This is a genomic window from Flavobacterium sp. UBA2787 (assembly GCA_002352205.1).
Lineage (GTDB): Bacteria > Bacteroidota > Bacteroidia > Flavobacteriales > Flavobacteriaceae > Flavobacterium.
This window is the reverse complement of record DEHZ01000002.1, coordinates 331,656-343,725: the sequence shown is the minus strand read 5'-3', so window position 1 is coordinate 343,725 and position 12,070 is coordinate 331,656. Positions and strand designations below refer to the sequence as shown.

Annotated in this window: 11 protein-coding genes; 5 read left to right on the top strand and 6 right to left on the bottom strand. The window is 33.3% G+C overall.

Annotated features, from left to right (window positions below; translation table 11 throughout):
- Positions 1–698 precede the first annotated feature (698 nt).
- On the bottom strand, positions 699–1,934 hold the full coding sequence (locus B4N66_RS01855; protein ID WP_291092040.1) for an ABC transporter permease: 1,236 nt from the start codon (positions 1,932–1,934) through the stop codon (positions 699–701).
- 91 nt (positions 1,935–2,025) lie between these two features.
- Here B4N66_RS01855 and B4N66_RS01850 point away from each other — a divergent pair, with 91 nt between their 5' ends.
- The gene (locus B4N66_RS01850) at positions 2,026–3,318 is read left to right on the top strand and encodes an exo-beta-N-acetylmuramidase NamZ family protein (RefSeq protein ID WP_291092039.1); all 1,293 of its coding nucleotides are present in this window, start codon (positions 2,026–2,028) and stop codon (positions 3,316–3,318) included.
- A gap of 71 nt (positions 3,319–3,389) precedes the next feature.
- Here the strand turns inward: B4N66_RS01850 and B4N66_RS01845 are convergent, their stop codons facing one another.
- Complete coding sequence (locus tag B4N66_RS01845; RefSeq protein WP_291092038.1) at positions 3,390–3,884, bottom strand: YkgJ family cysteine cluster protein; 495 nt, start codon at positions 3,882–3,884, stop codon at positions 3,390–3,392.
- A 72-nt stretch (positions 3,885–3,956) separates the two neighbouring features.
- On the opposite strand from B4N66_RS01845, the gene B4N66_RS01840 reads away from it, so the two are divergent.
- A complete protein-coding gene (locus B4N66_RS01840) occupies positions 3,957–4,658 on the top strand; it encodes a class I SAM-dependent methyltransferase (protein WP_291092037.1) in 702 nt (233 codons plus the stop codon).
- A 53-nt stretch (positions 4,659–4,711) separates the two neighbouring features.
- On the opposite strand, the gene B4N66_RS01835 is transcribed toward B4N66_RS01840, so the two are convergent.
- Together B4N66_RS01835 and B4N66_RS01830 are read right to left on the bottom strand one after the other, a co-directional pair.
- A complete protein-coding gene (locus B4N66_RS01835; protein ID WP_291092036.1) occupies positions 4,712–5,113 on the bottom strand; it encodes a DUF2059 domain-containing protein in 402 nt (133 codons plus the stop codon).
- A 30-nt stretch (positions 5,114–5,143) separates the two neighbouring features.
- Positions 5,144–5,776 (bottom strand): 7-carboxy-7-deazaguanine synthase QueE, encoded by a 633-nt coding sequence (locus B4N66_RS01830; protein ID WP_291092035.1) that lies wholly within the window; start codon positions 5,774–5,776, stop codon positions 5,144–5,146.
- 168 nt (positions 5,777–5,944) lie between these two features.
- On the opposite strand from B4N66_RS01830, the gene B4N66_RS01825 reads away from it, so the two are divergent.
- The 3 genes from B4N66_RS01825 to B4N66_RS01815 all read left to right on the top strand — a co-directional run bounded on the left by B4N66_RS01825 (position 5,945) and on the right by B4N66_RS01815 (position 8,345).
- On the top strand, positions 5,945–7,495 hold the full coding sequence (locus tag B4N66_RS01825; RefSeq protein ID WP_291092034.1) for a helicase HerA-like domain-containing protein: 1,551 nt from the start codon (positions 5,945–5,947) through the stop codon (positions 7,493–7,495).
- An 85-nt stretch (positions 7,496–7,580) separates the two neighbouring features.
- The gene (locus B4N66_RS01820; RefSeq protein ID WP_291092033.1) at positions 7,581–7,949 is read left to right on the top strand and encodes a DMT family protein; all 369 of its coding nucleotides are present in this window, start codon (positions 7,581–7,583) and stop codon (positions 7,947–7,949) included.
- 33 nt (positions 7,950–7,982) lie between these two features.
- On the top strand, positions 7,983–8,345 hold the full coding sequence (locus B4N66_RS01815; RefSeq protein WP_291092032.1) for a cupin domain-containing protein: 363 nt from the start codon (positions 7,983–7,985) through the stop codon (positions 8,343–8,345).
- Position 8,346: 1 nt separating this feature from the next.
- Here the strand turns inward: B4N66_RS01815 and B4N66_RS01810 are convergent, their stop codons facing one another.
- Positions 8,347–9,561, bottom strand: a complete 1,215-nt coding sequence (locus tag B4N66_RS01810; protein ID WP_291092031.1) for a DUF3999 family protein — start codon at positions 9,559–9,561, stop codon at positions 8,347–8,349.
- A gap of 7 nt (positions 9,562–9,568) precedes the next feature.
- Entirely contained in the window at positions 9,569–12,040 is a 2,472-nt protein-coding gene (locus tag B4N66_RS01805; RefSeq protein ID WP_291092030.1) for a DUF2339 domain-containing protein, read from the bottom strand.
- Between the last annotated feature and the right edge of the window lie 30 nt (positions 12,041–12,070).

Genomic DNA, 12,070 nt, shown 5'->3' with positions numbered 1-12,070 from the left:
TTTTTTTCGACTAAACATTACTGTCTAATCGTGCTGTCAATTCAATATGTCTATGAACGTGTCTTCTTGTTTTGTTCGCTTATCTCTCAAAGCGGGTGCAAAAGTACAACTTCTTTTTGATTAGGCAAGCTTTTCGAAAAAAAAATTTATTTTTCTTTTTTTTGCTTTTTCTAATCCCAGTTTTGTCGTTTGTGGAGGGCAAAGATACTACTCTTTTCTCTCTCCTACCAAATCTTTTTACAGATTTTTTTTAACTTCAATTTACTCTAGAACGTCGCTCTGAATGCGGGTGCAAAAGTAGTACTCTTTTTGGGCTTTCCAAATCTTTTTTAAACTCTTTTTGAAAGTTTTTTTTAATGTGTTGGTTGTGAAGGGAAAAGAATTGAAAGTTTTTTTACTTTGGGGTTTCAGGTTTCAAGTTTTGTCCGCCAAGGCGGGAGATTGCTTCGCCAGTTCGCTATCGCTCGTGTCCTATTTCGACTTCGTCTTCTTGCGGAATGACAAAACTGTGACTGCGACTGAGAACTGCTTTCTGACCACTGCTTCCCTAGCCCCGATTGGAATGGAAAGCCTTGTGAAGGATTGTTGTATTTTTTCTTGGCGAAAAAAAGCGACCAAAGGAAGCTCTTTTTTTACCTTAGAAAAAAACAACAAGACAAACAAGCTTGGAATGGAAAGCGGGATTAGCTTCTAATAAATTAATCGAAACGGATTGCTTTTACAGGGGATATTTTGGTGATGATATAGGACGGAATTAATAAGACTATTAAACTGACTATAATTGTTCCGAGGTTGAGTAAGATGATGTAGAACCAATTGAAATAGACCGGTGCTTCGCTTACGTAATAGTTTTCAGGGTTTAGCTTTACGATTCCGAATTGTTGTTGAATGAGCATTAAAGTTATTGCAATGGCATTGCCCCAAAGTAATCCGCGAAGGATGATGTGGAATGCGTTGTAGAGAAATATTTTTCTGACGGTCCAATTGTTTGCTCCAAGTGCTTTGAGGATTCCGATCATTTGGGTGCGTTCGAGAATAAGGACTAAGAGTGCTACGACCATGTTGATTGTTGCCACGACGATCATGATGACAAGGATGACGAGGATGTTGAAATCAAATAGTTGTAGCCATTCGAAAATGAAATAGTATTTTTCGATGATGGTTTTGCTATCGAGCATATAGGAGGTTTGTTCGTAGACTTCTTCTCCTTTTTGTTCTATTTTATTGAAATCGTCTATGAATATTTCGAAGGCTCCTACTTCGTCCGGTTGCCATTTATTGATTCGTTGTACGTGACGAATGTCTCCTAATATATAAGTAGCATCGAATTCTTGAAATCCGGAGTTGTATATTCCGGTAATGGTAAAAACGCGAAGGTTTGGCATTTCGTTGCTGTCTTCTTTCATGAAGAAGGTATTGAATTTATCGCCTACTTTTAGAAAAAGTCGGTTGGCCAAATACTGAGAAATGAGTACTTCGGGATTTAATTGGTCTTTTACGTTTGGGATATTTCCTTCGACTATGTATTCATTTATATTATCCCATTTGTAATCGCTCCCGACACCTTTGAAGATGACTCCTTCGAAGGATTTTTCGGTTCGAATGATTCCGGCTTTGCTGGCTACAGCTTGAATGTGATTGATTCCTTTAACTGATTTGAACTCGGGATAGAAGTCTTGTTTTGTTGAAACGGGTACTTTGCTGACTTCAGATTGATTGTCATCGAAATTAGAAACAATAATGTGTCCGTTGAAAGCCGAAACTTTTTGGCGTATTTTTTGTTGTAAACCCAAACCGGTTGCCACGGAAACAATCATCATAATGATTCCGATTGCAATGGCGGTGATTGCAATTTTTATTATTGGTTTGGATATACTACTTTTATGGTGTTTTGCGGTAGTTAATCTTTTTGCTATGAAATATTCTAATTTCAATGGGATTGGATTTGATGCAAATATAGTTTTTTTTTGAGTGGCTGAGATGCTGAGTAGCTGAGATGCTGAGTTTTTATTAAACAATTTTATTATGAAATATTATTTTTTGTGGTTGGGTTTAATTTGTTTGTTGATTTGTTGCGGAGGAAATAAGAAAATAGACCAAAGAGAAGTTAATGTAGATGAAAGAGAAAAGAAAAACGAAGTTTCCGTTGTTAATGATAATGAAACATTGGCGGAATTTAAGACAGGTGCGGAAAATTATGATGCTTATTTGCCTTTATTGTTTGGTAAGAACGTTGGCGTGGTGACCAATCAGACGGGGATTATAATTTTTAAGGAGTTTATTGAAGTAAAAAATAACACCAATACAAGAAGTGACAAAGGAGTAAAAATAACGCAGACATCAATCGTTGATTTTTTTATTGATAAAAAAATTCAAGTTCAAAAAATTTATGCTCCCGAACACGGTTTCAGAGGAACTGCCGATGCGGGAGAATTAATTAAAGACGGAAAAGATACTAAAACCGGATTGCCGATTATTTCGCTTTATGGTGATAATAAAAAACCAAAACCGGAGCAATTAAAAGGAATTGATGTGATGGTTTTTGATTTGCAGGACGTTGGTGCGAGATTTTATACCTATATATCTTCTTTGCATTATGTGATGGAAGCTTGTGCGGAAAATAATATTCCTCTGATTGTTTTAGACCGACCGAATCCGAATGGCGGTATTGTTGACGGACCGATTTTGGAAAAAGAATTTACAAGTTTTGTTGGCATGCATCCTATTCCGGTTTTACACGGCATGACAATTGGTGAATATGCCAAAATGATCAATGGTGAAAAATGGTTGAAAGATGGTATTCAATGTAATTTGACTGTTATTCCTTGTTTGAATTATAAACACAAAATGGCTTATAGTTTACCAATTAAACCATCGCCGAATTTACCTAATGATCAATCGATTAATTTGTATGCGAGTTTGTGTTTTTTTGAAGGAACGAATGTGAGCGTTGGTCGCGGAACGGAAAAACAATTTCAGATTTATGGTTCCCCTTTTTTGGCTAAAACTGATTTTAGTTTTACGCCAAAACCTAATTTGGGAGCAAAAGATCCGATGCATAATGGCAAGCTTTGCTATGGTGAAAATTTGAGTAATATTCAAAAAGTAAATCGTTTGGAATTGAAATGGTTGATTAAATCTTATAATTCAACTTCTGATAAAAAGGCGTTTTTTAATTCGTTTTTTGTGAAATTGGCCGGAACAAAAAAATTACAGGAGCAAATTGAGAAAGGGGTTTCTGAGGTAGAGATTAGGAAGAGTTGGGAGAAAGGGTTGAATGAATTTATAAAAGTGAGGGAGAAATATTTGATTTATTAAAGATACCTTTTGACTATCCCACGGTTAAAACCGTGGGTTTTGTTTGAAGTAGATTTCGTAAAAGCTATCAATTAGAGAGGCAATTTCTCCTTCATTCGTTCTACAATATTATAAGCCGCTGGACAAATTGCCACGTTTAACAGAGTTAAATCAGTAATTTGATTGAACTTTTTTCGGTCGGTGTGTGGGAATTCTCGACAAGCTTTTGGACGAACATCATAAATAAAACATTTATTATCGCTTTCTAAAAACGTACACGGAACTGATTTTAAGACATAATCATTCTCCTCATCAATTCGCAAGTACTGATCGATGAATTGCTGTGGTTTTTGTCGGAAATGTTTTGAAATTCGTTCAATATCAGCCGAAGTAAAAAGCGGTCCGGTAGTTTTGCAGCAATTGGCACAATCTAAACAATCGGTTTTTTTAAATTCTGCTTCGTGCAAATCTTGCATCACATAATCTAAATTTTTGGGCGTTTTCTTTTTTAACTTATCAAAATACTTTTTGTTTTCGATATGCTTATCTTTGGCAAGTTTCCCGAGTTCGTTTAAATGTGGTTTCAAGTTTAAAGTTTAAAGTTGAACTGCAAAATTAGTGAACTTGAAACCTGAAACCTGAAACTTTAAACAAAATAAATGAAAGATCTTTTTGGAAAAGCCATTTTAGATTATCAAACCGGAAATAATCCGCAGGATTTAATCACCGAAACATCCATTTCTGAATCGGATGAAATGAGTGTCGCTTATTTGTTTCGTGATTTTGATGAAATGCCTAAAATTGAACAAAAAGCATTGGAACTTTCCAAAGGAAAAATTCTGGATGTGGGCTGCGGTGCCGGAAGTCATTCACTTTATTTACAACAAAACGGCTTTGATGTGGTTTCGATTGATATTTCGCCAAATGCTATCAAAGCGTGTGAACTGCGAGGTTTAAAAAAAGTAAAAATACAAGATGTCATGACATTGGAAAACGAAAAATTTGATACTATTTTACTTTTGATGAACGGTGCCGGAATGTGCGGAAGATTGAAAAACATCACTAAATTTCTACTGAAACTAAAAAGTTTGTTGACTGAAAATGGTCAGATTTTGGTTGATAGTTCCGACATCATTTATATGTTTGATGACGATGAAGATGGTGGAAAATGGATTCCCGGCGATTCTGAATATTATGGCGAAGTAGAATTTAAAGTTTCATATAAAGGTGAAACTGAAAAGCCTTTTGATTGGATGTATATTGATTACAATACATTACAAAACGCTGCTGTAGCCAACGGATTGTCTTGTGAATTAATAATGGAAGGTGAGCATTTTGATTATTTGGCGAGATTAGCATAAAAAAAATCCCAATAAATGAATTCATTGGGATTACTATTTTTTTTGAAAAAAAATTATTGCATATATTTCATCATCATCGTTTGCAATCCCATTCCCCACTCTTGACCAACTGTTTGACCTTTTGTGTATAGCACCTCTGTTTTATCAGTTAATTTTTTTCCAACAGGAGATTCATAGAATTTAAGTAAAGTTTTAATTTCATCATGAGTAAATTCAGACATATACATATCAGCCATTTTACTCATTAAATCATTGATAGAGGCATCTAATTCTTTTTGAAATTCGGCTTTTTTTGCTTCAGGGATATTATTTACCAAATCTTTTGTAATCATTTTGAATGTGTTTGATTGACCACTAACTTCAAGATAATTAACCACGTCTTTTTTAAACGCTTCTTGAGATAACCCAATCGTTGTAATCAATAAAAGTGCAAAAGTTAAAACTGCTTTTTTCATAATTTTTCTGTTTTGATTTATAAAATAATTTTAAGGAATATTCAAATATTTATGTGTTTGTAAAGATACTCTCCATTTTGGATTTTTCATAACATAATCAACAATTAACGGCGTCATTTCCTCTTTTTTACTCCATTCCGGTTGTAAAAACAAGATTGCATTGGGGTTTACTTGAGCTGCTTGTTCTTCGGCAAAAATAAAATCGTGTTTGTTGTAAATGATGACTTTTAATTCATTTGCCATATCATACGCACTTTGAACGGGTAATTTATTTTTCTTTGGTGAAAGACAAAACCAATCCCATTTTCCGGTTACAGGATAACATCCGGATGTTTCAATGTGAATTTTTATACCGGCATTTTTGAGTTTCTCGGTTAACGAATTCATATCCCAAGTAAGCGGTTCGCCACCAGTTATAACCACCGTATCCGAATATTTTTTAGCATTTGAAACAATAATATCTGTTTCCGTGGGCGGATGAAGTTCTGCGTTCCAACTTTCTTTTACATCACACCAATGGCAACCCACATCACAACCGCCAATTCTGATGAAATATGCTGCTGTTCCGGTATGATAGCCTTCGCCTTGAATGGTGTAAAATTCTTCCATTAACGGAAGCATTTCTCCTTTTTCTACAGCCAATTGTATTTCTTTTTGAAGCATTTTTCAATTAAATAAGTTTGCAAAGATAGGGAATTGGTTTTTTGGATTGTTCTATTTTTAGATTGTTAGATTTTTGGATGATTAGATTTTCGAAAAATGATGCTTTTTTAAAATGTTATTTTCTGTATCATTTCCTTTTAGTACATTTGAAATATAAATCTTAACATCATGAGTAAAGCCGAAGAATTCAGTAATCACATTATAAACGGATATGCCTGCAAAGGTGATTTTATAACGCTTGGCGGAGCCATGTTAGACGGTCTTCCCGTTGGTGGTGAAGCCCACGTAAACATTGCTCTAAAAACCTTGAACCGTCACGGGTTAATTGCCGGAGCAACCGGAACGGGTAAAACCAAAACCATCCAAGTACTTTCGGAACAACTCTCTCAAAACGGAATTCCTGTGTTGATGATGGATATTAAAGGTGACTTTTCCGGAATTGCAATGCCGGGAGTTGAACAACCTTTTATCACTGAACGACATGGAAAAATCAATTTAGGTTACGAAACCAAAAGTTTTCCGGTGGAATTGATGACGATTTCTAAACAAAATGGTGTTCGCTTACGAGCCACTGTCTCTGAATTTGGTCCGGTTTTATTCTCTAGAATTTTAGATTTGAATGATACTCAAGGTGGCGTTGTAGCTGTAATTTTTAAATATTGCGACGATCATCATTTACCACTTTTGGATTTAAAAGATTTTAAAAAAGTTTTACAATATATTACAGAAGAAGGAAAAGCGGAAATTGAAAAAGAATATGGCAGAATTTCCACTTCTTCTACCGGTTCGATTTTACGAAAAATCATCGAACTAGAACAACAAGGAGCGGATGTGTTTTTTGGCGAATTATCGTTTGATATTGATGATTTAATGCGAATTGACAAAAATGGAAATGGTTATGTGAACATCATTCGATTGACTGATATTCAAGATAAACCGAAACTATTTTCAACGTTCATGTTGAGTTTACTGGCGGAAATCTATAGCACTATGCCCGAACAAGGCGATGCTGGACGACCGGAATTAGTGATTTTTATTGACGAAGCTCATTTGATTTTTGACCAAGCCAGTAAAGCGTTACAAGATCAGATTGAAACTATCGTAAAATTGATTCGTTCCAAAGGAATTGGTATTTATTTTATCACGCAAAATCCACAAGATATTCCGGCTGGAGTGTTGAGTCAGTTAGGTTTAAAAATCCAACACGCGTTGAGAGCTTTCACAGCAAACGATCGGAAAGCGATTAAAATGACGTCTGAGAATTATCCGTTATCCGATTATTACAAAACCGATGAAGTGATTACGCAACTCGGAATTGGAGAAGCATTTGTCACAGCTTTAAATGAAAAAGGGATTCCGACTCCACTTGTTGCCACAATGCTTCGAGCACCAATGAGTCGAATGGATGTATTAACTTCACAAGAAATTGATAGTTTAATTTCAGTTTCAAAATTAGCCAAAAAATACAACGAAGAAATTGACAGGGAAAGTGCTTTTGAAATTTTAGATAAGAAAATTACTGCTGCGGAAGAACAAGCTGCTAAAAAAGCTGAAGAAGTAGCAAAGCAAAAAGAAGCTGATAGACAAGCAAAACAAGCTCCAACTCGAACAACTTCAACCCGAAGAAGCACGGCTCAAAATCCGGTTGTTAAAGTGTTGACGAGTGCTACTTTTATAAGAGGTGCTTTGGGGATTTTGAGTAAAATGTTTAAGAAGTAAAAGGTAATGGGTAAAGGGTAATAGGTAATTGGTGAATTCCAAATCTATTCCTTTTACCCATTAGCTATAACCTATTACCCTAAAAATGAAAGGATTTCTCACCATAGGATTACTCATACTTTCCAACATCTTTATGACATTGGCGTGGTATGGTCATTTGAAATTTAGAGATTTGAAATGGTTTGAAAATGCCGGACTGATTACGATTGTACTAATCAGTTGGGGATTGGCTTTGTTTGAATATTTTTTTCAAGTTCCGGCGAATAGAATTGGTTATGAAGGAAATGGTGGGCCGTTTTCATTATTACAATTAAAAGTCATTCAGGAAGTGATTACATTGGTTATTTTCGTCATCTTTTCAATGCTTTTCTTTAAAACTGAAACGTTTAAATGGAATCATTTTGTGGGGATGTGCTTTTTGGTGTTGGCGGTTTATTTTATTTTTAGGAAATAGAAGAAAGAGGAAAGAAATTAGAGAATAGACTTTATGAAAAAATATCACATCCAAAAATCACCATTCATTGTTCCAACAACAGACGGAAAACTAATCGAAGAACATTTTGGTAAAGCTTCTGATGGCAATAGTGAAATTTCCATTGCTCACATGATTGCACCGCCAAATTGGAGTGAACCATTTCAAACACCAGAATTTGACGAATATACTTATATCATTAAAGGAAAAAAGCAATTTATCATTGAAGATGAAGTAATTGTTTTAGAAGCCGGTCAATCCATCAAAATTGAGAAAAACACCCGTGTTCAATATTCCAATCCGTTTGATGAAGTATGTGAATACATTGCCATTTGCCAACCGGCATTTGATTTTGAGAAAGTGCATCGGGAAGAATAAACTATTTTTCTTTCATATCTTTCAACATTCCCAAAGCAAAATAAATCACAGCCAAACCTCCAATTGCGATACAAGTCCATAAAAACCATTTGGTTTGCCAAAATTTTTGCTCTTGGCTTTGTGCTTTTTCTTTTGTTGATTTTTTTAAATTTTCAATCGTAAGCACGTTCAACTCTTTGCTGTTATCAAATTCAAAATTTTGTAAATCATAATTGGGTTTAGAAAGAGTTGAGTCAATAATTACTGTGTAATTCTCTGTAGTTTTTAGATTTGCCAACACGTATTCAGGTGATTGAAAAAATGAAATTTTATTGATTTCTAAGGGTTGATTGTCTTGATTATCAACTTCTATGATGAATTCCTTTTCAAAAAAATCATCTAATACAAATTGATTATTGGTTTTAGAATTCAGCACAAACGAGCTGATTTCTTCTTGATAATTTTCGGTTCGTTTCTTGACTTTTCGAGATTTATTTACCAGAATTCTGGCATTTCTAAAATACAAATCAGAACGAATATCAAAATTGATTTTCGAAATTACTTGTGGCGATTGAAAACGAATGGTGATTTGTGTTTTCTTTTTTTCTTTGTTTGAAATGATTTTTTGTGTAAAATCGGTTAATTCAAGTTGATTTACATAATTTATTTCCGATTGATAAAGGCCGACTTTCATCACATTAATTGGCAACGATTTCTTATCAGAAAAATCAATTCGCAAAAAAGAATAATTGTTCAATGGAAATGAAATTGTTTTTTCAACTTGCTTTTCCTTTTCGCTATTCAAATTACTCAATTGTTGATTTTGAACTAATCCAAACCAATTTTCTCCATCATTACTTCCGCTCACGTTGTAGTTTTTTATAACCGAAGTATTAGCAATAACAACCACCAAACTATTTAATGAGCGTTCACTCTTATTTTCAACTTGAATCGATGTTAAGGAATCGTTCAAAATTTGCTTTGAAATAATCGGCAGTTCAATAAAATCTAACTTATTTTCATTTTTTGGTTTGTAATTTACAAAGGCAACTTCATTTTTATTTTCATCCAAAATTCTGAAAAAATTAGTGTTGGAATTTGTCGCCGAACGCACATCCGGATTCAATAAAATTAAATGCAAACCATCTTGATTTATGGTAGAAAGTGTTCCGGTATAGTTTTGAGCAAATCCTTGAAATGCTATTAAAATCAATAAAAAAGCGAATTTATTTTTCATCAATGGCTTAATTTATGTTTGAATCATCGACAACTAATTTTTTGATTTTTTGATAAACAAAAGAAATGATCAAAATTAGCACACCTAATAAGATGAATGCGATGATTTTTCCGGTTTCTGAAACATTATTAATATCATAAATAAACAGTTTTAGAATTGTTATTCCTAATAACGAAAGGGCAATAATTCGCAGCTGTTTCCAATTTCTTCGAATCCCAATAATTAAAATAACAAAAGACAAAGTTCCCCATAAAACCGGATAACCAATTTTGATTACTTGTCTTTTAATTCTATCTATTTCATCATCATAAAGAACACTACTGTAATAATTATCTGTTGGATAATTTGCTTGAATCATTTTCTTATTCACATCACTTATCAATTCGTTTCTGTCTGTAAAAAATAAACTGTGCACAATTAATTCATTACTCAAAATATAAACGCCACAAAAAACTAAAACCCAAGTTGCAAATTTCGATTTTAAAATTCCAAATACGGCTTCACCTTTAATCTGTTTAGCAAGAACTATGACAAAATAAATCAAGCATAACAAAATGATGTAATGTAAATAAAAAGCAATGCTTGAATTGAATTTTGCATATAATCCTTCTGCATATTCTTTGGATGGAATAGCATAATATAAAATCACATAAAACACCACATTAACGATTGCTAAAATAGTTGTTGTTTTGATTGCGATGCTATTTTTAGTTTTCAAACTGAAATAAACCAACAAGGCTGAAAACACAAAATGATATGCTAAAGGAAGCGATTGAGCACTGTAATAATTTGAAAATGAATTTATGGAATGATAATTAATTTCAAACATTCCAACAAAATAAATTACCACAACTGAAATCCAAATTAGTATATTTCTATAAAGATTTGGATTAAATGTAAATGAAAAAATAGATGAATTTTCGGTTTCTTTTTTCAGTAAAAATAGGGTTACTAATAAAGAGCCAAAAACAAAAATTCCGGTAATAAATATTGGATTCAAAATAATGCTTAACTTTTCTTCATTGTAAAAGTTATAGTGAATTTCCCAATCCATAATCAAACTAAGAAGGGCTAGACCTTGTACTAAAACAGCTCCAATTTTAAACGAATTGATTTTTGATTTTTGAGATAACCAAAACAACAAAACAGCTTCGGCTGCCCAAAACAACGTGATTTGATTTCCTTCAAATTGCAATGGAATTGTGAGTGTAGCAAAAGTAAGTGTGAGTCCGATTAACAAATAAATTGTATTTTTTTCTAAACCAAATTTTCTGTATAAAATTGAAGCATAAATTAAATTATAAATTGCCAAAATTAATGTGAACAATCCTTTTAAATCAATTCCCCAATTGTGAATAATTCCCATCCCTAATCCGAAGAAAACAAAATTATTGGCAATTAAAATAACGTATTCAATTATTGAAAAATTGCCTTTATTTCTAATGTTATTCAGCACTAATTGAATGCTGAAAATAAAATAAAACAACGATGCAAAAAGTAAAGCTCCTTTGTTTGGTAACGAATTGGCAAAAAGTTCCTTTGTGTGCCAAGAAGTGAATAATAAATACGTAAACACAAACGATAAAATAGAAACAATCTTCCACTTTTTAAAGTAGGCAATTCCTAAAATTCCAATATTTAAAATGGCGATATACGTAAATAAAACCACATAATTTCCTTCGCCTGTACTCACCATAAAAGGAACTGCAAAACCACCGATTAATGTGAGAACGGCTAATTCCTGACGATTATAAGAAACAGAAACAATAGCACTAAAAGCCGTGATAACCACCATGATTACAAAAGCAACTGTTTGGCTAAACAATTGATATTCGTGAAAAGCGATGGCAATGGTAAAATAAAAAACACTGATTGCTCCGGCAACAATTACAGAACTAAACGCACTATAATTTTTCTTGAGTTTATGAGCAATTCCCATTAATAACGAACCGCACAAAATTCCGATTCCAACGCGAGCAGGTTCATTAATCCAATCTTTATCGATAGCATATTTTACAAAAAAGCTGATGCCGAGAACTAAAATTAAAATTCCAATTTTGTTAATTAGATTCTCTCCAATGAACTTTTCGATGTCCGGATTTTTTTCTTTGAAATTTTCAAACCATGATTTTTGAGGAACAAAAGTTGGCTTTGATTCTTCTTTTCTTTGAAAAGCAACTACTTCCGGTTCTTTTGGCTTTTCTAGTTTTGGTGTTGGAATCGTTTCTTTGACTTCCTGAACTACTTTTGGAATTTCCGTTTCAATTATTGGAGTAGGAATTTCTATTTTTGGAGGAATCACTTCTTGTTTTGATGAAACCACTTCTTTTCCTTGAAAAGATTGAAGTTGCTTTTGAAGTTGTTCTACTTTATGCAATACTTTGTTAAGATTGTCTTGCGAAGCTTTAAATTTCGAATTGATATTGGAAATTATGGCAACTAATAAAACGAGAACGATCATCAATAAAAAAACTTCCATGTGCTAGTGGTTTGGTTACTAACAAATATA